Raw genomic sequence first — 23,666 nt, forward strand, 5'->3', positions numbered from 1 at the left:
AAGCAGAGCAGCAACGAGCATCAGCCTCGGACCGACGACGGTCCGGGGCTTTTTGCTGTGCCCGCTCCCCGGTGGGCCCGCCGGCTCACTTCTGCGCCCGCACCGGGATGTCGAGGATCACCCGCGTCCCGCGCTCCGGTGCCGGCACCATGTCGAACGAGCCGCCCAACTCGCCCTCCACGAGCGTCCGTACGATCTGAAGGCCGAGGTTGCCGGAGCGGTGCGGGTCGAAGTCCTCGGGCAGTCCGACCCCGTCGTCCTGGACGGTGACCAGCAGCCGGGCCTCCTTGGTGGTGCCGCCACGCACCGCGGAGACCTCGACCGTGCCGGTGTCGCCCTCACGGAAGCCGTGCTCCAGGGCGTTCTGCAGAACCTCGGTGAGCACCATGGACAGCGGGGTGGCGACCTCGGCGTCGAGTATGCCGAACCGGCCGCTGCGCCGACCGGTCACCTTGCCCGGCGAGATCTCGGCGACCATCGCCAGCACCCGGTCGGCGATGTCGTCGAACTCCACGCGCTCGTCCAGGTTCTGAGACAGCGTCTCATGGACGATGGCGATGGAGCCGACCCGGCGGACCGCCTCCTCCAGGGCCTCCCGGCCGCGCTCGGACTCGATGCGCCGGGCCTGGAGGCGGAGCAGGGCGGCGACCGTCTGGAGGTTGTTCTTCACCCGGTGGTGGATCTCCCGGATGGTGGCGTCCTTGGTGATCAACTCGCGCTCGCGCCGCCGCAGTTCGGTGACGTCCCGGAGCAGCACGAGCGAACCGATGCGCGTGCCCTTGGGTTTGAGCGGGATGGCCCGGAACTGGATGACCCCGTCGTGGGCCTCGATCTCGAACTCGCGCGGCGCCCAGCCACTGGCCACCTTGGCCAGCGCCTCGTCCACCGGCCCCCGGGTCGGGGCGAGTTCGGCGGTGGTCTGTCCGAGGTGGTGGCCGACGAGGTCGGCGGCGAGGCCGAGCCGGTGGTAGGCGGACAGGGCGTTCGGGGAGGCGTACTGGACGATGCCGTCCGCGTCGAGCCGGATCAGCCCGTCGCCGACGCGCGGGGACGCGTCCATGTCGACCTGCTGGTTCGGGAAGGGGAAGGCACCGGCCGCGATCATCTGCGCGAGGTCGGAGGCGCTCTGGAGGTAGGTCAGCTCCAGGCGGCTCGGGGTGCGCACGGTGAGCAGATTGGTGTTCCTGGCGATCACGCCGAGGACGCGGCCCTCACGCCGTACGGGGATGGACTCGACCCGCACGGGGACCTCTTCGCGCCACTCCGGGTCGCCCTCCCGCACGATCCGGCCCTCGTCCAGGGCCGCGTCCAGCATGGGCCGCCGGCCGCGCGGCACCAGGTGGCCGACCATGTCGTCCTGGTAGGAGGTCGGGCCGGTGTTGGGGCGCATCTGGGCGACCGAGACGTACCGGGTGCCGTCCCGGGTGGGGACCCACAGCACCAGGTCGGCGAAGGAGAGGTCGGAGAGCAGCTGCCACTCCGAGACCAGCAGGTGGAGCCACTCGAGGTCGGAGTCGTCGAGGGCGGTGTGCTGGCGTACGAGTTCGTTCATGGAGGGCACGTCTGCGAGCGTACCCGGGGCCTGCCGAGTGGCCGAAAAACACCCGCGGGCCGCGGCGCCTGGAAGGGACCCTCAACCCTCCCGGCACCGCAGCCCGGAGCATCATCGGCCGTGGGGTGTGCGGTCCCGGTCGGCCGAAGGCCGAGGAACCGGGGCAGTCAGGGCAGAGAGCGCCGGTTCCTCGATCCGCCTTCCTGTGCGGGGAAGACGGAAGCGTGTTGTTCTCGATTGTGGACTAGACCACGACGGCGTGTCCATGGTGGCGGAGGCGTCGGCGCCGCCAGGGGCACCGGCACGCGATGCCACGCAGCCTAGCCCGCTCGGGTCAATCGTGGGGCCAGATGGTCATGGCAATTTCCGCGAGTGCTTCCAGTTCCTCCCGGCGTGCGCCGTCGCGGGCCTGCTGGGACATGCCCTGGAGCACCGCGCCCGCGTACCGGGCGAGGGCGGCGGCGTCGGTGCCGGCCGGCAGCAGTCCGGCCGCGACGTCCGCCCGGATCCGGGCTTCCAGGGTGGCGATGTTGGCGTTGCGCATGTCCCGCAGCAGCGCCTCCACCTCGGGGCTGGTGCAGTTGGTGGCCGCGTGGATGATCAGGCAGCCGTGCGGGTGGGCGGGGTCGGTGTACTCGGCGGCGGCCTCGCGGAGCATGCGGGCGACGCCCGCCCGTGCCGTGGGCTCCTCGGCGAGGGCGCGGTCGGTGAAGGCGCCGTGCGAGCCGGTGTAGACCCGGACGACCTCGTCGAAGAGGGTCCGCTTGTCGCCGAAGGCCGCGTAGAGACTGGGCGCTCCGATGCCCATGATCCGGGTGAGGTCGGAGACCGAGGTGGCCTCGTACCCGTGCTCCCAGAAGGCCATCAGCGCCTTCTCCAGGGCGGTGGCCCGGTCGAAGGAGCGCGGCCTTCCCCGCGTCCGGCCCGTGCCGCCCTGCGCCCGCGTGTCCTGGCCCGTCGTCATGGGGATTATTTTATAGCGCCTCCTAGAAAATTGTCGCCACGGTGCGGTACGGTCTTTCTGTAGCGACCGTTAGGAAATTCCGGAGGTGCAGACATGGGCGTGCTCACGGGGAAGACGGCACTGGTCACGGGCGGAAGCCGGGGCATCGGGCGGGCGATCGCCGAACGGCTGGGACGCGACGGGGCGAGGGTGGCGGTGCACTACGGGCGCAACGAGACCGCCGCGAAGGAGGCGGTCGCGGCGATCGAGGCGGCCGGCGGCTCGGCGTTCGCGCTCGGGGTGGAGCTGGGGACGCCCGGGGACGCCGAGCGGCTGTGGGCGGAGTTCGACCGGCACGCGGACGGACTGGACATCCTCGTGCACAACGCGGGCATCGGCACCGCCCACCCGTTCGCGGAGATCGGCGAGGAGGAGTACGACCGGCTCTTCGCCGTGAACGTGAAGGCCCCGTTCTTCCTCACCCGGCTCGGGGCGGAGCGCCTGCGGGACGGCGGGCGGGTGGTGACCATATCGTCCGGCCTCTCCCGGACCGCCGCCATGCCCGACCTCATGGCGTACTCGATGACGAAGGCGGCTCTGGACGTCTTCACCCGGGACCTGTCGAAGGTGCTCGGCCCCCGCGGGATCACGGTGAACTCGGTGGCGCCCGGCATCGTGGACACGGACGTCAACGCCTCCTGGCTGCGCGCGAGCGACGAGGCGTGGCAGCGGGCGGCGGGCTACTCGGCCCTGGGCCGGGTGGGCGCGCCGGCGGACATCGCCGACGTGGTGGCCTTCCTGGTCTCGGAGGACGGCCGGTGGGTGACCGGGCACTGGCTGGACGCGACGGGAGGCTCCCTCACCTGAGGAATCCCCGCCCCGCGCCCCCGCCCGTCTTCCACGCCCCACGCGCTCTCGAAGGCCGATTCTGTTAGATTGGTCTAAACCACATAGAGACGCACAGAGCCCTCTCCAGAACGGCAGGCCCAGCGTGGAAGTTGTCATCGTTCCGGACGCCGCGGCGGGCGGCGAGCTGATCGCCGAGGCCATGGCCCAGCTGCTGCGACGCAAGCCCGACGCCCTGCTCGGCGTGGCCACCGGCTCCACCCCGCTGCCCGTCTACCAGGCACTGGCCGCCAAGGTGCGCTCGGGCGTGGTGGACGCCTCACGGGCGCGGATCGCCCAGCTCGACGAGTACGTGGGACTGCCCGCGAACCACCCCGAGTCCTACCGCTCGGTACTGCGCCGCGAGGTGCTGGAGCCGCTGGGCATAGGCATGGAGGCGTTCATGGGTCCGGACGGCACCGCCGAGGACGTCCAGGCGGCGTGCGAGGCGTACGACCGGGCGCTCGCCGAGGCCGGCGGTGTGGACCTGCAACTGCTCGGCATCGGGACCGACGGGCACATCGGGTTCAACGAGCCGTGCTCCTCGCTCGCCTCGCGCACCCGGATCAAGACGCTGACGGAGCAGACGCGCATCGACAACGCCCGCTTCTTCGACGGTGACATCGAGCAGGTGCCGCACCACGTCATCACCCAGGGCATCGGCACCATCCTGGAAGCCCGCCACCTGGTGCTGCTGGCGACCGGCGAGGGCAAGGCGGACGCGGTCGCCGCGACCGTCGAGGGCCCGGTGGCGGCCGTCTGCCCGGCCTCCGCGCTCCAGCTCCACCCGCACGCCACGGTGGTCGCCGACGAGGCCGCCGCGTCCAAGCTGAAGCTGGCGGACTACTTCCGGCACACGTACGCCAACAAGCCGGACTGGCAGGGGATCTAGAACCCGGGGGCCCGGCAGGGGGCGGCCCCGGCCGCGCGGGGCCGCCGGGCTCACCCTCCCGATGGACTAGACCAACAGCGGGCGCAACGGTATATAGAGGAGATCACGGAGCGTGCGGGTGGAGTGCTGACACGACAACCCGTGCCACGATGTGAGCCGTGGCCGATGGGGATGTCGGTCGCTTTCGGCATTCGGAGCCGGGAAGGCAGAGCATGAGCACCGACGTCAGCAGTGCGGAGAACGAGGCCGGCACCACCCGTACCGCGCGCGTGCCGAAGTACTACCGCTTGAAGAAGCACCTGCTCGACATGACGGACACGCAGGCGCCGGGCACCCCGGTCCCGCCCGAGCGCACGCTGGCCGCCGAGTTCGACACCTCCCGCACCACGGTGCGCCAGGCCCTTCAGGAACTGGTCGTGGAAGGCCGGCTCGAACGCATCCAGGGCAAGGGCACCTTCGTGGCCAAGCCCAAGGTCTCCCAGGCGCTGCAGCTCACCTCCTACACGGAGGACATGCGCGCGCAGGGGCTGGAGCCGACCTCGCAGCTGCTGGACATCGGGTACGTCACCGCCGACGACCGGCTCGCCGAGCTGCTCGACATCACGGCCGGCGGGCGGGTGCTGCGCATCGAGCGGCTGCGCATGGCCAACGGCGAGCCGATGGCCATCGAGACCACTCACCTGTCGGCCAAGCGCTTCCCGGCCCTCAGGCGCTCGCTGGCGAAGTACACGTCCCTGTACACCGCGCTCGCCGAGGTCTACGACGTCCACCTCGCCGAGGCCGAGGAGACCATCGAGACCTCCCTGGCCACGCCGCGTGAGGCCGGGCTGCTCGGGACCGACGTGGGCCTGCCGATGCTGATGCTCTCCCGGCACTCGCTGGACCGCGAGGGCAAGCCGGTGGAGTGGGTGCGGTCGGTGTACCGCGGGGACCGGTACAAGTTCGTGGCCCGGCTCAAGCGGCCTGCGGACTAGGCGCCGGCCGGCCGGAGCCCGGCACGTTCGCTGAATCGATATACCGATATGCGGACGAGGTCTTCCTCTCCGCCGACACCGTCACCTAGATTGCCTGCGCATTACACAGGTGATCAGCGAGGGGACGGAGCCGTGGCATGTCCGAAACGCCTGAAGTGAGACCACCGGTGGTGACACCGGCCAGGGTGATCATCGCCCTGTGTCTCGTCGCGCCCTTCGTGGCGATGCTGTGGGTCGGCTCGTACGCCAAGACGGATCCCGCGTTCATCGGGATCCCGTTCTTCTACTGGTACCAGATGCTCTGGGTGCTGATCTCCACCGCGCTCACCATGCTGGCGTACAAGCTCTGGCAGCGTGACCAGCGCTCCCGCAAGGACACGAAGGGGGGTGCCGCGCAGTGAAGGACGGCGTCAACGGCGTCGCGCTCGGCGTCTTCATCTTCTTCTTCCTGGCCGTCACGGTCATGGGCTTCCTGGCCGCGCGCTGGCGCAGGGCCGAGAACGAGCACTCGCTGGACGAGTGGGGTCTGGGCGGCCGGTCCTTCGGCACCTGGATCACCTGGTTCCTGCTCGGTGGCGACCTGTACACGGCCTACACCTTCGTCGCCGTCCCGGCGGCGATCTACGCGGCGGGCGCGGCCGGGTTCTTCGCGGTGCCGTACACGATCCTGGTGTACCCGCTGATCTTCACGTTCCTGCCGCGCATGTGGTCGGTCTCGCACAAGCACGGCTACGTGACCACCTCCGACTTCGTGCGCGGCCGGTTCGGCTCGAAGGGCCTGTCGCTGGCGGTGGCGGTGACCGGCATCCTGGCGACGATGCCGTACATCGCGCTCCAGCTCGTCGGCATCCAGGCGGTGCTGGACGTGATGGGCGTCGGCGGCGGCGAGAACACCAACTGGTTCGTGAAGGACCTGCCGCTGCTCATCGCCTTCGGCGTGCTGGCGGCCTACACCTACTCCTCCGGACTGCGTGCCCCGGCGCTGATCGCGTTCGTCAAGGACACCCTGATCTACATCGTCATCGCGGTGGCGATCATCTACATCCCGATCAAGCTGGGCGGGTTCGACGACATCTTCGCCAAGGCGGGTGAGGCGTTCAGCCAGGTGAATCCGGCCACCGGCAAGCCGCGCGGGGCGCTGGCGCCGGGGGAGGCGAACCAGTGGACGTACGCCACGCTGGCGCTCGGCTCCGCGCTCGCGCTGTTCATGTACCCGCACTCGATCACCGCGACCCTGTCCGCCAGGAGCCGTGAGGTGATCCGCCGCAACACCACCATCCTGCCGCTGTACTCCCTCATGCTGGGCCTGCTGGCGCTGCTCGGGTTCATGGCGATCGCGGCCGGCGTGAAGGTCACCAACGGCCAGCTGGCCATCCCGCAGCTGTTCGAGGACATGTTCCCGGACTGGTTCGCGGGCGTGGCGTTCGCGGCGATCGGTATCGGCGCGCTGGTCCCGGCGGCGATCATGTCCATCGCGGCGGCGAACCTGTTCACCCGCAACATCTACAAGGACTTCATCAAGCCCGACGCGACGCCGGAGCAGGAGACCCGCGTCTCCAAGCTGGTCTCGCTGCTGGTGAAGGTGGGCGCGCTGGTCTTCGTCCTCACCATGGACAAGACGGTCGCGATCAACTTCCAGCTGCTGGGCGGCATCTGGATCCTGCAGACCTTCCCGGCCCTGGTCGGCGGTCTGTTCACCCGCTGGTTCCACCGCTGGGCGCTGCTCGCCGGCTGGGCGGTCGGCATGGTCTACGGCACGGTCGCGGCCTACGGCATCGCCTCGCCGACGCAGAAGCACTTCGGCGGCAACGCCAAGGAGATCCCCGGCATCGGGGAGATCGGCTACATCGGTCTGACGGCGTTCGTCCTGAACCTCCTGGTGACCGTGGTCCTCACCTTCGTCCTGAAGGCCGTGAAGGCCCCTGAGGGCGTCGACGAGACGAGGCCGGAGGACTACACGGCGGACGCCGGCGACCCCGGTGTCCAGGTGGAACTGCCGCCGGCGACCGCGGGCGCCGGTCACTAGGCAGCGTCGCTCGACGGGCCGCCGGAGGGGATCCGGCGGCCCGTTGTCGTACCCGTCCGGCACACTCGGCGTCATGGACCTCGTGATCCGGAAGGCCGCTCCCGACGAGTACGGCGACCTGGGCGAGATCACCGCCCAGGCCTACCGCGGCGACGGCCTGCTCGCCTTCGACGAGAGCGGCTGGTACCTCGGCGAGCTGCGTGACGTGGCCAAGCGGGCCGCCGCCGCGGACGTCCTCGTGGCCGTCCGCGACGGCGTCCTCCTCGGCGGGGTCACCTTCGCCCGCTCCGGCGGCCCCATGACCGACATAGCGGGGCCGGGGGAGGCGGAGATCCGCATGCTCGCGGTCGCCCCCGCGGCCCGGGGCCAGGGTGCCGGCCAGGCGCTGGTGCGGGCCTGCGTCGGGCGGGCGCGGGCCACCGAGGGCTGTGTCCGCGTGGTCCTCTCGACCCAGCGGACGATGCACGCCGCCCACCGCCTCTACGCCCGCCTCGGTTTCGTCCGCGCCCCCGAGCGGGACTGGAATCCCCTGCCGGGCCGGGACGACCTCACCCTCCTCGCGTACGAGTTGCCCCTCTGAGACCGGGCCGACACTACATCTGGGGGTGATGTGGCAGCCCGGCACTAGATGTATGCTCATCCTCGCTGTCGTCGCAGGGGAATCCGGTGCCAATCCGGAACTGTCCCGCAACGGTGTACTCGCGTGCCTCCGCACGCCTGTCGAGTCCGAAGACCTGCCGGCGGTGCACCCGGCCGTCCAGGCCCGGGTGGTTCTGACGTCCGGGCCTCGTGGAGTGGGCCGGTGGACGCGACGCCGTGCGCGCTCGTGGCTGCCCCCTGCCCTCCGCCAGGCCCTGTGCCGAGCGAGGGAGTGCCCCACGTGACCATCGCGCCAGCCGACCCGGCTTCCGTCAGCGAGCCGGAGACCGACGGTCCCGGTGCCGCGCTGCTGCGGACCCTGACCGAGCTGACCGCCGACCTGCCGGACGCCGACCCGGGCCGGGTCGCCGCCGCCGCGCTGCGCGGCCGGTCCGCCCGGGCCGACGAGGCGGAGCTGCGGGAGCTGGCCACGGAGGCCGCCGCCGGTCTGATCTCCGAGGACCCCGCGTACTCGAAGCTGGCCGCCCGGCTGCTGACCCGCGCGATCCGGGACGAGGCCGCCTCGCAGGGCGTGACGTCCTTCACCGAGTCGATCGCGGTCGGCCACCGCGAGGGCCTGATCGCCGACCGCACCGCCGAGTTCGTACGGCTGCACGCCGAGCGCCTCGACGCACTGGTCGACCGTGCGGCGGACGACCGGTTCGGCTACTTCGGCCTGCGCACCCTGCACAGTCGCTACCTGCTGCGTCACCCGATCACGCGCAAGGTCGTGGAAACCCCGCAGCACTTCATGCTGCGCGTGGCGAGCGGTCTCGCCGAGGACGACACGACCCGCTCCGTGGACGAAGTGGCCGCGCTGTACGGCCTGATGAGCCGCCTGGACTACCTGCCGTCCTCCCCCACCCTGTTCAACTCCGGTACGCGCCACCCGCAGATGTCGTCCTGCTACCTGCTCGACTCGCCGCTGGACGAGCTGGACTCCATCTACGACCGCTACCACCAGGTCGCCCGGCTGTCGAAGCACGCCGGGGGCATCGGCCTGTCCTACTCGCGCATCCGCTCGCGCGGTTCGCTGATCCGGGGGACGAACGGGCACTCCAACGGGATCGTGCCGTTCCTGAAGACCCTGGACGCCTCGGTCGCGGCGGTGAACCAGGGCGGCCGGCGCAAGGGCGCGGCGGCGGTCTACCTGGAGACCTGGCACTCCGACATCGAGGAGTTCCTGGAGCTGCGGGACAACACCGGCGAGGACGCCCGACGCACCCACAACCTCAACCTCGCGCACTGGATCCCGGACGAGTTCATGCGCCGGGTCGACGCCGACGGGCCGTGGTCGCTGTTCTCCCCCGCCGACGTGCCCGAACTGGTCGACCTGTGGGGCGAGGAGTTCGACGCCGCCTACCGCAGGGCCGAAGCGGCGGGCCTGGCGAAGAAGACCATCCCGGCGCGGGAGCTGTACGGCCGGATGATGCGCACCCTCGCCCAGACCGGCAACGGCTGGATGACCTTCAAGGACGCCGCCAACCGCACCGCCAACCAGACCGCCGAGCCCGGCAACGTCATCCACTCCTCCAACCTCTGCACCGAGATCCTGGAGGTCACCAACGACGGCGAAACAGCCGTCTGCAACCTCGGCTCCGTCAACCTCGGCGCGTTCGTGGACGCGGCGACGGGGGACATCGACTGGGAGCGGCTGGACGAGACGGTCCGCACGGCCGTGACCTTCCTGGACCGCGTGGTCGACATCAACTTCTACCCGACCGAGCAGGCGGGCCGCTCCAACGCCCGGTGGCGCCCGGTCGGCCTGGGGGCGATGGGCTTGCAGGACGTCTTCTTCAAACTCCGCCTCCCCTTCGACTCGGCCGAGGCCAAGGCCCTGTCGACCCGTATCGCCGAGCGGATCATGCTCGCCGCCTACGAGACCTCCGCCGACCTCGCCGAACGCAACGGCCCGCTGCCCGCCTGGGACCAGACCCGCGCCGCCCGGGGCGTCCTCCACCCCGACCACTACGACGTCGAGCCGAGCTGGCCCGAGCGCTGGGACGCCCTCCGCGAGCGGATCGCGGAGACGGGCATGCGCAACGCGCTGCTGCTCGCGATCGCGCCGACGGCCACGATCGCGTCGATCGCGGGGGTGTACGAGTGCATCGAGCCGCAGGTGTCCAACCTGTTCAAGCGCGAGACCCTCTCGGGGGAGTTCCTCCAGGTCAACTCCTACCTCGTGCAGGACCTGAAGGACCTCGGCGTCTGGGACGCCCGCACCCGCGAGGCCCTGCGCGACTCCAACGGCTCGATCCAGGACTTCCCCTGGATCCCCGACAACGTGCGCAAGCTGTACCGCACCGCCTGGGAGATCCCCCAGCGCGGCCTGATCGACATGGCCGCCGCCCGCACGCCCTTCCTCGACCAGGGCCAGTCCCTCAACCTCTTCATGGAGACGCCCACCATCGGCAAGCTCTCCTCGATGTACGCCTACGCCTGGAAGCAGGGCCTGAAGACCACGTACTACCTGCGTTCGCGCCCCGCGACGAGGATCGCCCGCGCCGCCCGAGCCACCGTCCCCGTACAGCAGCCGGCACCCGAAGAAGCCGTCGCCTGCTCCCTGGAAAACCCCGAGTCCTGCGAGGCCTGCCAGTAATGACCACCCGTAACGCCAACCTGCTCGACCCGGGCTTCGAACTCACCCTGCGCCCCATGCGCTACCCCGACTTCTACGAACGCTACCGGGACGCCATCAAGAACACCTGGACCGTCGAGGAGGTCGACCTCCACTCCGACGTCGCCGACCTCGCCAGGCTGACACCGGAGGAGCAGCACCTCATCGGCCGCCTGGTGGCGTTCTTCGCCACCGGCGACTCCATCGTGGCGAACAACCTCGTGCTCACCCTCTACAAGCACATCAACTCGCCGGAAGCGCGGCTGTATCTGTCGCGCCAGCTGTTCGAGGAGGCCGTCCACGTCCAGTTCTACCTGACCCTCCTGGACACCTACCTCCCCGACCCCGACGACCGCGCCGCCGCCTTCGCCGCCGTCGAGAACATCCCCTCCATCCGCGAGAAGGCAGAGTTCTGCTTCAAGTGGATCAACGAGGTGGAGAAGATCGACCGCCTGGAGACCAGGGCCGACCGCCGCCGCTTCCTGCTCAACCTGATCTGCTTCGCCGCCTGTATCGAAGGACTCTTCTTCTACGGCGCGTTCGCCTACGTCTACTGGTTCCGCAGCCGCGGCCTCCTGCACGGCCTGGCCACCGGCACCAACTGGGTCTTCCGCGACGAGACCATGCACATGAGCTTCGCCTTCGACGTCGTCGACACCGTCCGCAAAGAAGAACCCGACCTCTTCGACGACCAACTCCAGCAGCAGGTCACCGACATGCTGCGCGAGGCCGTCGAAGCCGAGCTCCAGTTCGCCCGCGACCTGTGCGGTGACGGCCTGCCCGGCATGAACACCGAGTCCATGCGCCAGTACCTGGAGTGCGTCGCCGACCAGCGCCTCACGCGCCTCGGCTTCGCCCCGGTGTACGGCTCCGAGAACCCCTTCTCCTTCATGGAGCTCCAGGGCGTCCAGGAGCTGACGAACTTCTTCGAGCGCCGTCCGTCGGCGTACCAGGTCGCCGTGGAGGGCACGGTCGACCTGGACGAGGACTTCTGACGGGCCGTTACTTCAGTTTCACCGCGTCCCCGGCCGACACGACCCGCGCGGTCGTCGTCGTGCCGGGGAAGTACCAGCGCCAGCTGCCCGCAGCGGTGGCGGTGACCTTGGTGCTGAGCTTTCCGGCGTCGCCCGTGCGCACGGTCTTCACCGTGCGGTAGTGGGCGGCGCCGTCCGCCTTGAACTGGAGCTGCACGTTCTGCCCGGCGAACCCGTGGTACTTCAGGTCCTCCCAGTTCGCCCGGGACAGCTTGCCGGTGACGGTCAGCTTGGCGCCCTTGGCGACGGGCTCGGGCGAGGCGTCCGTGGTCAGTCGCGAGGCCCGCTTGACCTTGTACTCGGCGATCCGGTCGGAGATCCAGTAGTCGCCGTCGTTCGCCTTGACGGTGGCGTCGACCTGCCAGACGCCGGCCAGCTTGTTGCTGTCCATGTCATCGCTGTCGCGGATCCAGGCCGGGGCGACCGTCATCGTGACCGTGCACACCGACGTGGTGTGCGACTTCTTCACGCAGGACGTCCCGGTCCACTCGAAGAAGCCCCAGCCGTAGGTCGTGTTGAGAGTGCCGGCATCGGTCACCCCCTTCACGCCGGAGTTGTCCTTGATCGTGAGGTCGATGGGGAACGTGACCTTCTTCGACGTCCCGACGATCACGTTCCCGCCCTTGTTGACGACGGTCTTCACGACGCGGATGTCTCCCCTGCCCTCCGCGTGGGCGCCCGTCGCGGTCAGCAGCGTCAGGGCCGCGGCCCCGCCCGCCAGGGCCCAGGCCTTCCCGGCCGTTCTGCCTCGCATGTTCCCTCCCCTTGTGGTGTGGGAGGCGAGGTTACACAGCGGGTGGGCAGGGCTCGTCAGGCGGGGTGGGCCGCGCCGTGGCGCCTCCTGCGGGGCTCGGGCTCCTGCGCCGGCTGGGTGGGCCGGGGTGTCGCCGGCCGCTCGGCCGCCTTGAGCTGGCGGTCGATGCGCCGGTCGCGCACGATGCCGAGCACGGACGGGAGGACCAGGAGGACCAGGATCCCGAGGGTGGCGAGCATTCCGATCAGGCCTTCAATCTGGTTTCCGTTCATGACACCACTGTCGCGCCGGACACGCCTTACCGGGAGTGGCAGGACTGCCGTAGAGCCTCGAATTCCTGCCACTGTCGAGGCACACTGGCAGCATGCTGAAGAACGTGGCGGCCGTGCTGCTGGACGGGGTGCATCCCTTCGAGCTGGGTGTCGTGTGCGAGGTGTTCGGCATCGACCGCAGCGACGACGGGCTGCCCGTGTACGACTTCGCCGTGGTGTCGGCGGAGGGGCCCGTCCTGAGCACCCACTGCGGGTTCACCGTGTCCACGCCGCACGGACTGGAACGGCTGGAAGAGGCCGATCTGATCGCCGTGCCGGCCGGTGAGACCTATACGGAGCGCGAGTATCCGCCGGAGCTGCTGGCGGCGCTGCGGCGCGCCGTGGACCGGGGCACCCGGGTGCTCAGCGTCTGCTCCGGGGTGTTCGTGCTGGCCGCGGCGGGGCTGCTGGACGGGCGGCGGTGCGCGGCGCACTGGCACAACGCCGAGCAGTTGTCCCGGCGCTATCCGCGGCTCACGGTCGAGCCGGACGTGCTGTACGTGGACGAGGACCCCGTGATCACCTCCGCCGGCACCGCCGCCGGGATCGACGCCTGTCTGCACATCGTGCGCAAGGAGCAGGGACCGGAGGTGGCCAACAAGATCGCCCGCCGGATGGTGGTGCCCCCGCACCGGGACGGCGGGCAGGCGCAGTTCATCGAGCGGCCCCTGCCGAAGGCGCCCTGCGACACGGTCGGGGAGGTGCTCGCGTGGATGGAGGCCCACCTCGACCAGGAGGTGACCGTCGAGCAGCTCGCCGCCCGCGCCCATATGGCGCCGCGCACCTTCGCCCGGCGCTTCCAGCAGGAGACCGGGACCACGCCGTACCGGTGGATCCTTCGCCAACGGGTGCTGCTGGCACAGGAGTTGCTGGAGGGCACGGACGAGACCATGGACGCCATCGCCTGGCGCACCGGGTTCGGTACCGCCGCCGCGCTGCGCCACCAGTTCGTCCGGGCGCTGGGGACGACCCCGAACGCCTACCGGCGCGCGTTCCGGGGCCCGCAGGCCGCCTGAGCGCGCGCCGGTACCAGGTGGCCTACCAGGGCATCGCCCGCAGCAGCAGGTTCTGCGGGCGGAGGGTGATGCCCACGCGGGTGGTGTCGTCGGACCCGCTGACCTGCTCGAAGCGGTACTTCGCGGAGATCGCCGCGGTGATCAGGCTCAGCTGGGTCATGGAGAAGTGGTCGCTGGGGCACTTGCGGTTGCCCACGCTGAACGGGCTCATCGCGTACTTCGGCACCTCCTTGGCCCGCTCGGGCAGCCAGCGGTCGGGGTCGAAGTCGAGGTGCCGGGCGTAGGAGCGGGCGTCGCGCTGGATGGCGTACGGGCTGTAGACGATGTCCGCCCCCGCCGGAATGCGATAGCCGCCGAGCGCGGTGTCGGTCACCGCGCGCCGCGTCAATATCCATACGGCGGGCCGGAGTCGCATGGCCTCGACGACGACATTGTTGGTGTGTGTGAGTGAGCGGACGTGCTCGAATCCGACCGGTCGACCACCGGTCACGGATTCGACCTCGGTCCGTACCTTCTCGGCGTGTTCCGGGTGTTCGGCGAGGACCTGGAGCAGCCACATGATCGTGGACGCGACTGTTTCGCTGCCGGGGGTGAGTATGGCGACGACCTGGTCGTGGATCTCCTGTTCCCCGATGGGGTCGCCATTGTCGTCCTTCGCCTCCAGCAATGCCGTCAGCAAATCGTCCGGCTTTTGACCAGATGCCCTCCGCTCGGCGACGATCTCGTCCACCAGCAGATGCAAATCGGCCAGCGCCTGGTTGAATTCTCGGTTGGCCGGGAACGGCAGCCGGTAGAGCGGCCCGAGCGGGATCACCATCCGGCGGTACATACCGCGGAAGACGGTGGCGAGGTCGACGCTGAGCCGTTCCGCGCGCTCGTCCATGTAGTCGCCGCGCAGCAGGCAGCGGGCCGCGATGCGGACGGCGACCCGGAAGGACTCGGAGGTGCAGTCGACGGTGCCGCCGGGTTTCCAGCGGTCGGTCAGCGCGTGCGCCTCCTCCTCCATGATCGGGCCGTAGCCGGGTATCGCGTCGAGCCGGAAGGCGGGCTGTATGGTGCGCCGCTGCCGGCGGTGCCGGGGGCCGTTCGCGGTGGCCACGCCCTCCTTGCCGAGCAGGCCTTCGAGGGACTCCCACAGCGGGCCGTCGATCTTGAAGTCGGGGCTGAGGGCCAGCGCCCCGGTGAGCGCCGGGGTGGTCACGGCGTACACCGTCTTGGGGCCGAGCTTCAGGCGGACGACGTCTCCGTGGTCGCGCAGCCGGGACATGAAGGCGAGCGGGTCGCGGACCAGTTTCAGGCCGTGCCCGAGGACCGGTACGGCACCACCGGCCAGGGGCGGTTCCCGCAGGTCGAGCGTCTCGGGGTTCCCGGGCGTCCCGGGGGTTCCGGGCGTACCGGCGTTCGCGGGCTGTACCGACTCGACGGTCATTTCTCACCTGCCGCTTCGTTCGTGACGTACGGGGGCGTGGAGCGGTCGTCCCAGCTGTCGACCATGTACCGGCCGGACTCGTGGTGGAACCAGTAGACGGAGCTGAACCAGTTGCGCATACTGCTGACGCAGGCCTGGACTGCGGTGCTCAACTCTTTTCCGCGGACCGTTCCGTCGTCGATCTCGCGGGCGAACCGCAAGGCGTCCCGCTCGGCTTCGAGGAATTCGCTGACACATTCCTCGACGCGCCGCCGGACGTCGTCCACCGCTTCTTCGAGGGTCAGCCCCGCGTGGGTGACGAGGCTGATTCCGAGGTTGTGCACCTCGTCGCCCGCTATTTCCTTCGGCAGCGAGCAGAGGTCGTTGTACCAGGCGGCGAATTCCTGACTGAGGAGGGCCGCCCGGCGGTACGCCGGGTTTTTCCGTACGGCGTCCGGGAGTTCGTATCCGGCACTGGGTTCGAGGAGGTCCGTCCATATCCAGTGCGCGAAGGTGAGCCGGCGCAGGGCGAGGTATTCCTCGACACCGGGTATGTATCCCTCGGTGCGGTTGCGGAATTCACGGTCGTAGGCCTCGATCACCGCGTGGAAGTGCCGGGCGAACCGCTGGTTCCAGGTGGGCGACAGGAAGCCGTACAGCCGCAGGACGCTGTCCGCGAAGCCCGCCACCAGCGGGTCGGGGTGGCCCAGATGGTGCCTGGGTGCGTCCAGAGCCGCGTGCAGCCGGTACCGCAGCCGCCGCCAGTCGCCCGCCCGGCCGTGCACGATGTCGCGGTCGTGGCGGTCGTCCCAGACGAAGAACCAGGCGCTGTAGTCGGCTATGGCCTGGAGGACCTCGTCGGCGGCACCTGTGTAGTAGCCCGCCATGAGGTCGGTGTAGCACAGGCCGTCGGCATATTCCTGGACCTTGGCCGGCGGCATGAGCCGATTTTCCAGGAGCCAGAGCCGGGTCTTCTCCTGGAGTCGCGGCCAATACGGATGCAGTTGCCGGGGAAAGGCGGACTCGATCACCGGGAGTGCCAGTGACGGTGGGACTACGACCGCTGTCTGCGTCGCTGTGGTGCTGTGTGGGAAAGCTTGCACGAACAAACCCCTCTCAGCCGCCAGGAGCGCACACCCCTCCCGTTGTGCCGGGCGTGCGCCGTTGCGTATCCCGCACTTCCATTCAGCACCACAACTGACCGCCGTGGGAACGGATTTGCTCCATTCACCACCCCAAGCTGCCTCGAATCTCCCCTTGCGTGACTGGTTAAGGATCACTAGGCGCCCAGAAGGGGACCAGTTGTACGACGCACGAACGAGCGGAGCACGGCAGCACGAAGGCGCCCCGGCCAGGGAGGTTCCCGGCCGGGGCGCCCCTACCGCGCAGCCCTGGTCAGTCGTTGGCGACCACGGGGTAGCGTGGCTCGTTCTCCGCCATCTGCCGCAGCGCGTCCTTGCGGTCCCGCTTCGACAGCCGGTCGATGTACAGGTAGCCGTAGAGGTGGTCGGTCTCGTGCTGCAAACAGCGTGCGAAGTAGCCGGTGCCGCGGACCTTGATCGGGTTGCCCTGCTCGTCCTGGCCGGTCACCTCGGCGTAGTCGGGCCGGGCGAGCGACGCGTACGCCGTGGGCACGGAGAGGCAGCCCTCGTTGCTGTCGTCCAGCCGGCGCTTCTCGGCGGGCAGGTCGACCAGCTTCGGGTTGCACACCACGCCGACGTGCCGGACGCCCTCGTCGTCCTGGCAGTCGTAGACGAAGACCTTCAGGTCGACGCCGATCTGGTTGGCGGCCAGGCCCACGCCCTCGGCGGTGCGCTGGCTGGCGAACATGTCGGCGACCAGCTGCTGCAGCTCCTCGCCGAACTCGGTGACGTCCTTGCACTCCTTGTGCAGCACCGGATTGCCGACGACCGTGATCGGCCGGGAGGTGCCGCGCTCGCGCCAGGCACTCTCGCGCTCCTCGCAGTCCTCCGTGTCGACGACATAGCCCTCGTCGTCGACGGGGAGCACGCCCGCGTGCTGCTGATCGGTGTCCTGCTGCGCCATGACCGACGTACGCCTTCCTCAAAGAACAGGGGGGAGATGTTGCTGATACAGGGTACGGCGCCTGGTCAGCAGACCTCTTCCAGATCGCGCCAGTCCCGCGAGTCCGGGCTGTCCGCGACCCACCCGTCGAGCAGCCCCCGCACGAGCGAGGCCGGGGCCGCGACGCCGCACTCCCGCTCCGGCACCCACAGCTGCCCGTCCGTCCGGTGCCCGAGCGGCCCGGGGTGACCCGGCTCGCTGTGGTCGTGCGGGTCCAGGTGCACTCCGTCGCCCTCGTCGGACGGCATGCGCGACTCGCTGCACATCCGGCACAGCAGCCGCACCGACGACGACCAGTCCTCCGCCGCGAACCCCGCGTCCGCGGCCAGTTGCTCCAGCGCGTCCCGGTCCGCCTCGGTGGCCGCCTCCAGCAGGACCACCCAGGTGGGCACGGGCGACGGCGCCCACAGCTCGATCTCGTCGAAGACCGGGTAGGAGTGCCCGGTGGACGTGGTGCGCTCGCCGTGCGGGACACCGTCGTGCAGCACGACCTCGCCCCAGCGCCGCCCGGACGACGGCAGCGGGATCGACAGCACCTCGATCCGCGCCGGGTCCAGCCGGCGGCCCCAGACCACCTCGGCCTCCCCCTCCGGGGAGAGCCGCACGGCCGCACTGCCCAGCTCCATGCCGACGGGCTCCGCGGCGGCCGCGGAGCCCCCGGGCACCTTCAGCCCGTACGCCTGCCAGGCGCGGCGGGCCAGCGGCCAGTCCTGAAGGGCGGTCGCGGCGATGCCGACGTTCCACCAGTCCGGCGCCCCCGTCTCCCGGTCGAGCAGGGCGACCGCGCGCAGCCCGGCCGCGCGCGCCTGCTCCCAGTCGTGCCGGAACTTGTGCAGCAGGGCGAGGTTGAACCAGGACTCCGACAGCCAGGGCTCCAGATCGGCGGCGCGTGTCAGCAGCTCGCCCGCGTCCTCGTACCGGCCGTCGCCGATGAGTGTGAACGCGCGGTCGGTGGCCTGCCGCCAGGAGGCGGAGGGCCGGTGCCGTCCCTTGCCGAAGATCCTCACGATTCCCGCCTGCCAGTTCCATTTCCCGCTGTGGGCTGGCTTGTGCCCCCGGACACCCTCTCCCTCGCATCCAACCACGTGCCGCGGGAAAGGCGCTCATTACCCATGGGTTACCCAGCCGGGCGCGGGGTCAGACAGTCCCGTTCGCCGCACCGGCACGCGCTCCCGCACGCCGGGATGCCTGGCCAGCACCCGGGCGAGCGACTCCACGACCTCGGGAGCGTAGTCGCCGGCGGTGCCGAGGCGCAGCTCCTCCAGGGCGCGCAGCGGGCCGTCGGGACCGGCGTCCCGGGTCTTCTCCTCGTAGGCGTTCACGGCCCGGACGATCCGGGCGGCGAGCGGCTGCTCCCGGTAGGGGTCGGCCTGCCGCTCCACGACGACGGCGACGGCCGCGTCCACGCCGGTCTGCCGGACGACGGCCCCGCCGAGCAGGGCGATGCGCCGCTGCTCGGCGGCGGGCAGGCCGGCGGTGGCGCCGGCCGGGACCGGGTCGACCAGGCTGAGCTGGCCGATGTCGTGCATCAGGGCCGCGTACTCCAGCACGGTCAGTTCGGGCCCGGTCAGGCCGAGGTCCCGGCCGACGGCGAGGCTGAGCGCGGCGACGCGGCGGGCGTGCCCGGCGGGGGTGCAGCCGGCGATCTCGGTGGCGCGGGCGAGGGAGGCGATGGTCTGCCGGTAGGTGGCGCGGACGGCCGCGTACCGGCGCAGGGAGAGCTGGACGAGCAGCATGGGCAGGCAGAACACGGGCAGCGCCCACAGGCCGACGACGGCGACCGCGAGTGCCATCACCGCGCCGGTCGCGCAGATGGCGGAGCCGATGCCGAGCAGTCCGCGCAGCTCCTCGCGCAGCAGCGGGCCGAACGGCCAGCGGGTGCGGCAGTGGGCGAGCGCGGCGCCCAGGACCGCGCCGCACAGGGAGGTGAGGGCGAGCAGGGTGAGCAGCAGGAGGGCGTAGGCGGGGCCGCCCCAGTGGGCGAAGACGCCCTGGCCGTACAGGGGTTGGAAGCAGACCGCGGCGAAGCCCACGGTGAGGACGCGGCGGGCGAGGTGGTCGGCGGTGGGGCTGTGGCCGGACCAGATGTGCGGGACGGCGCCGAGCACGGTGGCGACGAGGACCACGGTGACGACCTGGGCGGCGCCGTGCTGGCCGGGCCGCCCGGCGTCGGCGCCCAGCAGGGCGTAGGACAGGGCGCCGGCGGCGCCGAGGGGCGCGGCCTGCCGCTGCCCCTGCTCGTCGCTCCAGCGGGTCAGTTCGCCGACGGCTATGAGCACGCCGAAGGCGAGCGCGACGCCCCGGTCGTGCAGGCCGGTGCAGAGGGTGACGGCGAGGGAGCCGGCCGCGACGAGGGCGGTGGCGCCGTGGATCAGCCGCAGGGCGGTCATCGGGGCGCCCCGGTGCTGGGGGTCCGCTCCGCGGGCGGGGTGCCGTATCCGGGTTCGTCGGCGGTGACCGCCGGATGCCAGCCGGAGCGGCGCAGGGCGCGGACGAGCGCGCCGACCATGCGGGGGTCGAAGTGCGCCCCGGCGCAGCGCTCCAGTTCCGCCACGGCGGCCTCGACCGGGCGGGCCCTGCTGTAGCAGCGGGTGGAGGTCATGGCGTCGAAGGCGTCGGCGACGGCGACGATCCGGGCGCACTCGGGGATCTGGCTGCCCGCCAGGCCGTACGGGTAGCCGCTGCCGTCGAGCCGTTCGTGGTGGTGGAGGATGGCCGCGCGGGCCTCGCCGAGGAAGGAGATCCCGCGGACCATCTCGTGGCCGTACTCGGGGTGCAGTTCGATGATCCGCCGCTCCTGCGGGGTGAGCGGGCCCTCCTTGCGCAGCAGCCGGGTGGGCACGCCCAGCTTGCCGACGTCGTGCAGGATGCCGGCGAAGCGCAGCACCTCGACGCGGTCGTCGTCCATGCCGAGTTCCCGGGCGATCAGCACGGAGGCGTGTCCGACGCGTTCGCTGTGGCCGCGGGTGTAGCCGTCCTTGATGTCGACGGCCTGGACGAGGGCGCGGATGGTGGCCTGGTGGGCGGCGCGTTCGCGGTGGTACTGCGCGAAGACCCACCAGGAGACGCCCATCGGCAGCAGCACGAGGAGTGCGGCGACCGGGCCGTAGGGGCTGCGCCAGAGCACGGCCATCATCAGTCCGGCGAGTCCGTGCACCGCGACGGGGGCGAGCGAGCGCGCCAGCAGTCCGCGCCAGGCCCGCCGCAGCGGCACCAGCCCGGCCGCCGCGCGCAGACCGCCGTCGAGCGCGGTGAGCACCAGGCAGAACGCGAGGACGGCCGCGCCGGCGGGCAGCAGGGCGGAGGGGAAGTCGGAGCCGCCGACGACGGCGTCCTCGCCGCCGAGCGCGCGGTGTGTCCGGGCCGCGGCCCACACGGCCAGCGCCGGCTGCGCGGCCCGCCACACGCGCCGGACCACGGCGGGCCGGTGCTCCACCGGGGAGAGCAGCGCGGCGGGCACCGGGACGAGCGCGGCGGCGGCCGGGGGCAGGAGGAAAGCACCGGCGAGCAGCACGGGGTAGAAGGTGCCGCCGAAGCGGTGGCGTACGACGTGCTCGCAGGCCGCGTAGAGCGCGGCGAGCAGGGCCAGCGCCCACCAGGGGGTGTGCGTCTCCGGCAGGGGCAGCAGGCAGAGGGCTGCCGACAGGGCGACGGCGGTGACATAGCCGCGTGCCCTTGCCGGTACCGCGTCCATCACGCCCTCCCCGACCGTGCCTCCTCCAGGCTCGGAGCCTAGGGCGGGGATCGGGGGGTGTGGGGCCTATGACCTGAGGATTAGCACGTTCGGGTGATATGCCCCGGCGTGTCAGGACTCCTGCTGCGCCGCCGGGGCCTTGGCCACGTCGTGCTGCGGCACGGTCTGCCCGGAGCGGATCAGCTCGATCCGCCCCATGACCTTGGCCCGCAGGTCGGCGGGCACGTCGTCATGCCCGCAGCACCGCTTCACCAGCTTCTTCACGGCCTGCTCCAGGCCGTACTTCTCCAGGCACGGCGAGCATTCCTCGAAGTGGTGCTGGAACTTGTCGCGATCGACGTCCGGCATCTCGCTGTCGAGGAACTCGTACAGGTGGTCCAGGACCTCACTGCAGTCCGTCTCGTGCGGCTCTCCGCAGCTCATGAGCCCGAGCCTTTCGCTTCGTTCGACTCTCCGGCGCCGGCCGGGACCAGCCCGCGCTCACGGGCGTAGTCCTCCAGCATGCCGCGCAGCTGACGGCGGCCCCGGTGCAGCCGGGACATCACCGTACCGATGGGTGTCCCCATGATGTCCGCGATCTCCTTGTAGGCAAACCCCTCGACGTCCGCGAGATACACGGCGATGCGGAACTCCTCGGGGATGGCCTGGAGCGCTTCCTTCACGTCCGAGTCGGGCAGGTGGTCGAGCGCCTGCGACTCGGCGGAGCGCAGGCCGGTCGACATGTGCGACTCGGCACGGGCGAGCTGCCAGTCCTCGATCTCCTCCGCGGCGGAGCGCTGGGGCTCGCGCTGCTTCTTGCGGTAGGAGTTGATGAAGGTGTTGGTGAGGATGCGGTACAGCCACGCCTTGAGGTTGGTGCCCTCGCGGAACTGGTGGAAGGACGCGTACGCCTTGGCGTACGTCTCCTGCACCAGGTCCTCGGCGTCGGCCGGGTTGCGCGTCATGCGCAGCGCGGCCGAGTACATCTGGTCGAGGAATTCGAGCGCGTCCCGTTCGAAGCGCGCGCTGCGCGCCGCGGTCGACTCGTCGGACGCGTCCGCGCTGATGCCCTGGCCCTCGGGCAGCTCCGCCTGGCCGTTGTCGGTCCCTGCGTCGGTACCGGTGACCGGACCCACCTCCTCAAGATCACGGGCGGGACCGAAACCGATCCCACTCGATTCGGAGGATAGAACACGACCCGTGCCTGCCGCCGCTCGAATAGGAGCGGTCTTGGCCGCGTGCAGCACGGACCAGTCCAGGTCAGTGCGGCTGCTGCGGGCCGGGCAGATGGTCGAACCCATGCGGCGGACTTCCTCTCCTACGACGTCCGTGCCGAAGCCGTCGGCACTTCCGTCCGGCTCAACAGCGGCCCGCCGCCCAGCATTCCCGGGTCACCCGAGTGACGCGATCCACTCCCGTACCGCGCCGGTGACGATCTCCAGCGCCCGGTCCTGGGTGATCTCCGCGCGCTTGGGCACGGCGAATCCGTGATCGCCGTACGGCACCTCGACGAGCCGGAAGTCACCCTCCGGGAACTCCGCCGGCCTGCCAAAGGGGTCGTTGCCGCCCTGGACGACCAGCGTGGGCACCCCGGCCCCCAGCAGCTCCTCGGCCCGGGACTTCTCCGGCTTGCCCGGCGGGTGCAGCGGGAAGCTCAGCGCGAGCACGGCGTGGGCGCCGAGCCCGGCCGCCATGCGGCAGGCGACCCGGGCGCCGGCGCTGCGGCCCCCGGAGATCACCGGCAGGCCGGGTTCCGCGAGCGCGGGCCACACGCCCCGCCACCCGGTGTCCAGGGTCTTCGGCGCGGGGGCGACCTTCTTGCCGGCGACCCGCCAGGGCTGCTCGACGAGGGCGACGGTCACGCCGTCGGCGGGCAGGGCGGCCGCGAGGGCCTGGAGGTCGCGGGCCTCGATGCCGCCGCCGGCGCCGTGGCTCACGGCCAGCACCAGCCGTGCCTTCTTCGCCGGGTGCCAGGTGATCCGGGCGTCCCCGGCGTCCGTACCGACCGTCTGCGCGGTCACATCCGTCACGTGGGTCACGTCAGAAGAGTGTGCCCTCTTCCGGTCCGTCCAGCTCCTTCAGCAGCTCCGGGCCGTTGTTGCGGACGTTGCTGACGGCGGTGGAGACCGGGTAGGCGCGCATGAGGCCGGCCGGTGGCGGGGTGAGCAGCCCGCGCAGGTCGTCGGGGTCGGTGCGGGAGGGGTCGAGCCAGGCGTCCCAGCGGTCGGGGGTGAGCATCAGCGGCATCCGGGGGTGGATCTCGGCGAGCGAGCCCGGGCCCTCGGCGGGGGCCACGGCCAGCGGGGTCTGCTCCGCCTCGGTGGTGATCACGGAGCAGGTGACCCACCAGGCCCGCGGGTGGTCGTCGGGCAGGGTCCGGTCGCGCCAGAACTCGTACAGGCCGGCCATCGCGAACACCGAGCCGTCGGCGGGCAGCACGAAGTACGGCTGCTTGCGCGGCCGCTTCTTCTTGCCCTCCACCTCCAGGTCGCGTTCCTGCGCGCCGGTGACCCACTCGTAGTAGCCGTCGGCCGGCAGGATGCAGCGGCGGGTGGCGAAGGCGCGCCGGTAGGCGGGCTTCTCGTGCACGGTCTCCGCGCGGGCGTTGATCATCCGGGCGCCGCCCTCCGGGGTCTTGGCCCAGGACGGCACCAGTCCCCACGTCAGCGTGCGCAGCTGGCGAACCGGACGCGGAGAGTCCGCGTCTTTCAGGGGGCGGTCCAGGACGGCGTAGACCTCCTTGGTGGGCGCCACGTTGTAGTCGGGCTCCAAGCCCTCCTCGGGCTCCCACTTCTCGACTTCGAAGATTCCCGCGAGATCCTCGGGCCCACGACTCGATGCATACCGTCCGCACATA

General features: G+C 70.9%; 23 protein-coding genes and 1 riboswitch. Of the genes, 9 read left to right on the forward strand and 14 right to left on the reverse strand.

Features of this window, described 5'->3' with window-relative positions:
* Nucleotides 1-85 precede the first annotated feature (85 nt).
* Entirely contained in the window at nucleotides 86-1,561 is a 1,476-nt protein-coding gene (locus ABZV94_RS11170; RefSeq protein WP_356339590.1) for a PAS domain-containing sensor histidine kinase, read from the reverse strand.
* Between the two features lie 325 nt (nucleotides 1,562-1,886).
* Entirely contained in the window at nucleotides 1,887-2,516 is a 630-nt protein-coding gene (locus ABZV94_RS11175) for a TetR/AcrR family transcriptional regulator (RefSeq protein ID WP_356339591.1), read from the reverse strand.
* A gap of 93 nt (nucleotides 2,517-2,609) precedes the next feature.
* On the opposite strand from ABZV94_RS11175, the gene ABZV94_RS11180 reads away from it, so the two are divergent.
* The 8 genes from ABZV94_RS11180 to ABZV94_RS11215 all read left to right on the forward strand — a co-directional run bounded on the left by ABZV94_RS11180 (nucleotide 2,610) and on the right by ABZV94_RS11215 (nucleotide 11,523).
* Nucleotides 2,610-3,362: an SDR family oxidoreductase gene (locus ABZV94_RS11180; protein ID WP_356339593.1), complete on the forward strand. Its 753-nt coding sequence runs from the start codon at nucleotides 2,610-2,612 to the stop codon at nucleotides 3,360-3,362.
* Between the two features lie 124 nt (nucleotides 3,363-3,486).
* Complete coding sequence (nagB, locus tag ABZV94_RS11185) at nucleotides 3,487-4,272, forward strand: glucosamine-6-phosphate deaminase (RefSeq protein ID WP_356339595.1); 786 nt, start codon at nucleotides 3,487-3,489, stop codon at nucleotides 4,270-4,272.
* 212 nt (nucleotides 4,273-4,484) lie between these two features.
* Nucleotides 4,485-5,246 (forward strand): GntR family transcriptional regulator, encoded by a 762-nt coding sequence (locus ABZV94_RS11190; protein ID WP_356339597.1) that lies wholly within the window; start codon nucleotides 4,485-4,487, stop codon nucleotides 5,244-5,246.
* 137 nt (nucleotides 5,247-5,383) lie between these two features.
* Nucleotides 5,384-5,647 carry a DUF3311 domain-containing protein gene (locus ABZV94_RS11195; RefSeq protein ID WP_356339598.1) on the forward strand — a complete coding sequence of 88 codons (264 nt, stop codon included), beginning with the start codon at nucleotides 5,384-5,386 and terminating at the stop codon, nucleotides 5,645-5,647.
* Nucleotides 5,644-7,272, forward strand: coding sequence for a monocarboxylate uptake permease MctP (gene mctP, locus ABZV94_RS11200; protein WP_356339600.1), 1,629 nt, complete (start codon nucleotides 5,644-5,646; stop codon nucleotides 7,270-7,272). The genes ABZV94_RS11195 and mctP overlap by 4 nt, the downstream gene beginning before the upstream one ends.
* Before the next feature lie 73 nt (nucleotides 7,273-7,345).
* The gene (locus ABZV94_RS11205; protein WP_356339602.1) at nucleotides 7,346-7,852 is read left to right on the forward strand and encodes a GNAT family N-acetyltransferase; all 507 of its coding nucleotides are present in this window, start codon (nucleotides 7,346-7,348) and stop codon (nucleotides 7,850-7,852) included.
* A gap of 22 nt (nucleotides 7,853-7,874) precedes the next feature.
* A riboswitch (cobalamin riboswitch) is annotated at nucleotides 7,875-8,029 on the forward strand.
* Between the two features lie 123 nt (nucleotides 8,030-8,152).
* Nucleotides 8,153-10,510 carry a ribonucleoside-diphosphate reductase subunit alpha gene (locus ABZV94_RS11210; RefSeq protein WP_356339604.1) on the forward strand — a complete coding sequence of 786 codons (2,358 nt, stop codon included), beginning with the start codon at nucleotides 8,153-8,155 and terminating at the stop codon, nucleotides 10,508-10,510.
* Nucleotides 10,510-11,523 (forward strand): ribonucleotide-diphosphate reductase subunit beta, encoded by a 1,014-nt coding sequence (locus tag ABZV94_RS11215; protein WP_356339606.1) that lies wholly within the window; start codon nucleotides 10,510-10,512, stop codon nucleotides 11,521-11,523. The genes ABZV94_RS11210 and ABZV94_RS11215 overlap by 1 nt, the downstream gene beginning before the upstream one ends.
* A gap of 7 nt (nucleotides 11,524-11,530) precedes the next feature.
* Here ABZV94_RS11215 and ABZV94_RS11220 read toward each other — a convergent pair whose 3' ends face one another.
* Nucleotides 11,531-12,316: a hypothetical protein gene (locus ABZV94_RS11220; RefSeq protein WP_356339608.1), complete on the reverse strand. Its 786-nt coding sequence runs from the start codon at nucleotides 12,314-12,316 to the stop codon at nucleotides 11,531-11,533.
* A 56-nt stretch (nucleotides 12,317-12,372) separates the two neighbouring features.
* Entirely contained in the window at nucleotides 12,373-12,588 is a 216-nt protein-coding gene (locus ABZV94_RS11225) for a hypothetical protein (RefSeq protein WP_356339610.1), read from the reverse strand.
* A gap of 92 nt (nucleotides 12,589-12,680) precedes the next feature.
* Between ABZV94_RS11225 and ABZV94_RS11230 the strand changes: the two genes are divergently transcribed.
* Nucleotides 12,681-13,643 carry a helix-turn-helix domain-containing protein gene (locus ABZV94_RS11230; protein ID WP_356339612.1) on the forward strand — a complete coding sequence of 321 codons (963 nt, stop codon included), beginning with the start codon at nucleotides 12,681-12,683 and terminating at the stop codon, nucleotides 13,641-13,643.
* A gap of 22 nt (nucleotides 13,644-13,665) precedes the next feature.
* Here ABZV94_RS11230 and ABZV94_RS11235 read toward each other — a convergent pair whose 3' ends face one another.
* From ABZV94_RS11235 to ABZV94_RS11280, 10 genes are all read right to left on the reverse strand, one after another.
* The gene (locus tag ABZV94_RS11235) at nucleotides 13,666-15,072 is read right to left on the reverse strand and encodes a cytochrome P450 (RefSeq protein ID WP_356339614.1); all 1,407 of its coding nucleotides are present in this window, start codon (nucleotides 15,070-15,072) and stop codon (nucleotides 13,666-13,668) included.
* Entirely contained in the window at nucleotides 15,069-16,154 is a 1,086-nt protein-coding gene (cyc1, locus tag ABZV94_RS11240; RefSeq protein WP_356339616.1) for an epi-isozizaene synthase, read from the reverse strand. The genes ABZV94_RS11235 and cyc1 overlap by 4 nt, the downstream gene beginning before the upstream one ends.
* A 292-nt stretch (nucleotides 16,155-16,446) precedes the next feature.
* Nucleotides 16,447-17,097 carry a peptide deformylase gene (def, locus tag ABZV94_RS11245; protein ID WP_356339618.1) on the reverse strand — a complete coding sequence of 217 codons (651 nt, stop codon included), beginning with the start codon at nucleotides 17,095-17,097 and terminating at the stop codon, nucleotides 16,447-16,449.
* A 65-nt stretch (nucleotides 17,098-17,162) separates the two neighbouring features.
* Nucleotides 17,163-18,143 (reverse strand): hypothetical protein, encoded by a 981-nt coding sequence (locus ABZV94_RS11250; RefSeq protein WP_356339620.1) that lies wholly within the window; start codon nucleotides 18,141-18,143, stop codon nucleotides 17,163-17,165.
* A 99-nt stretch (nucleotides 18,144-18,242) separates the two neighbouring features.
* A complete protein-coding gene (locus ABZV94_RS11255) occupies nucleotides 18,243-19,526 on the reverse strand; it encodes a metal-dependent phosphohydrolase (RefSeq protein ID WP_356339621.1) in 1,284 nt (427 codons plus the stop codon).
* A complete protein-coding gene (locus ABZV94_RS11260; protein WP_356339623.1) occupies nucleotides 19,523-20,830 on the reverse strand; it encodes an HD-GYP domain-containing protein in 1,308 nt (435 codons plus the stop codon). Before ABZV94_RS11260 ends, ABZV94_RS11255 begins: the two co-directional genes overlap by 4 nt.
* A gap of 111 nt (nucleotides 20,831-20,941) precedes the next feature.
* Nucleotides 20,942-21,253, reverse strand: a complete 312-nt coding sequence (gene rsrA / locus ABZV94_RS11265; protein ID WP_356339625.1) for a mycothiol system anti-sigma-R factor — start codon at nucleotides 21,251-21,253, stop codon at nucleotides 20,942-20,944.
* The gene (gene sigR / locus ABZV94_RS11270; protein ID WP_356339627.1) at nucleotides 21,250-21,945 is read right to left on the reverse strand and encodes an RNA polymerase sigma factor SigR; all 696 of its coding nucleotides are present in this window, start codon (nucleotides 21,943-21,945) and stop codon (nucleotides 21,250-21,252) included. The genes rsrA and sigR overlap by 4 nt, the downstream gene beginning before the upstream one ends.
* A gap of 255 nt (nucleotides 21,946-22,200) precedes the next feature.
* Entirely contained in the window at nucleotides 22,201-22,848 is a 648-nt protein-coding gene (locus tag ABZV94_RS11275; protein WP_356339629.1) for an alpha/beta family hydrolase, read from the reverse strand.
* 1 nt (nucleotide 22,849) lies between these two features.
* Nucleotides 22,850-23,665: an SOS response-associated peptidase gene (locus tag ABZV94_RS11280; protein ID WP_356339631.1), complete on the reverse strand. Its 816-nt coding sequence runs from the start codon at nucleotides 23,663-23,665 to the stop codon at nucleotides 22,850-22,852.
* Between the last annotated feature and the right edge of the window lies 1 nt (nucleotide 23,666).

Origin of the sequence: Streptomyces sp. NPDC004658 (genome assembly GCF_040609555.1) — a bacterium.
In the GTDB taxonomy this organism is placed as follows: domain Bacteria; phylum Actinomycetota; class Actinomycetes; order Streptomycetales; family Streptomycetaceae; genus Streptomyces.

Coding starts and splice junctions, on each gene's coding strand:
- ABZV94_RS11175 (WP_356339591.1), bottom strand. CDS start 2,516: ATGACGACGGGCCAGGACACGCGGGCGCAGGGCGGCACGGGCCGGACG.
- def (WP_356339618.1), bottom strand. CDS start 17,097: ATGGCGCAGCAGGACACCGATCAGCAGCACGCGGGCGTGCTCCCCGTC.
- ABZV94_RS11195 (WP_356339598.1), top strand. CDS start 5,384: ATGTCCGAAACGCCTGAAGTGAGACCACCGGTGGTGACACCGGCCAGG.
- ABZV94_RS11235 (WP_356339614.1), bottom strand. CDS start 15,072: ATGACCGTCGAGTCGGTACAGCCCGCGAACGCCGGTACGCCCGGAACC.
- ABZV94_RS11205 (WP_356339602.1), top strand. CDS start 7,346: ATGGACCTCGTGATCCGGAAGGCCGCTCCCGACGAGTACGGCGACCTG.
- rsrA (WP_356339625.1), bottom strand. CDS start 21,253: ATGAGCTGCGGAGAGCCGCACGAGACGGACTGCAGTGAGGTCCTGGAC.
- ABZV94_RS11215 (WP_356339606.1), top strand. CDS start 10,510: ATGACCACCCGTAACGCCAACCTGCTCGACCCGGGCTTCGAACTCACC.
- ABZV94_RS11225 (WP_356339610.1), bottom strand. CDS start 12,588: ATGAACGGAAACCAGATTGAAGGCCTGATCGGAATGCTCGCCACCCTC.
- ABZV94_RS11190 (WP_356339597.1), top strand. CDS start 4,485: ATGAGCACCGACGTCAGCAGTGCGGAGAACGAGGCCGGCACCACCCGT.
- ABZV94_RS11255 (WP_356339621.1), bottom strand. CDS start 19,526: ATGACCGCCCTGCGGCTGATCCACGGCGCCACCGCCCTCGTCGCGGCC.
- ABZV94_RS11220 (WP_356339608.1), bottom strand. CDS start 12,316: ATGCGAGGCAGAACGGCCGGGAAGGCCTGGGCCCTGGCGGGCGGGGCC.
- ABZV94_RS11230 (WP_356339612.1), top strand. CDS start 12,681: ATGCTGAAGAACGTGGCGGCCGTGCTGCTGGACGGGGTGCATCCCTTC.
- ABZV94_RS11180 (WP_356339593.1), top strand. CDS start 2,610: ATGGGCGTGCTCACGGGGAAGACGGCACTGGTCACGGGCGGAAGCCGG.
- ABZV94_RS11280 (WP_356339631.1), bottom strand. CDS start 23,665: ATGTGCGGACGGTATGCATCGAGTCGTGGGCCCGAGGATCTCGCGGGA.
- ABZV94_RS11260 (WP_356339623.1), bottom strand. CDS start 20,830: ATGGACGCGGTACCGGCAAGGGCACGCGGCTATGTCACCGCCGTCGCC.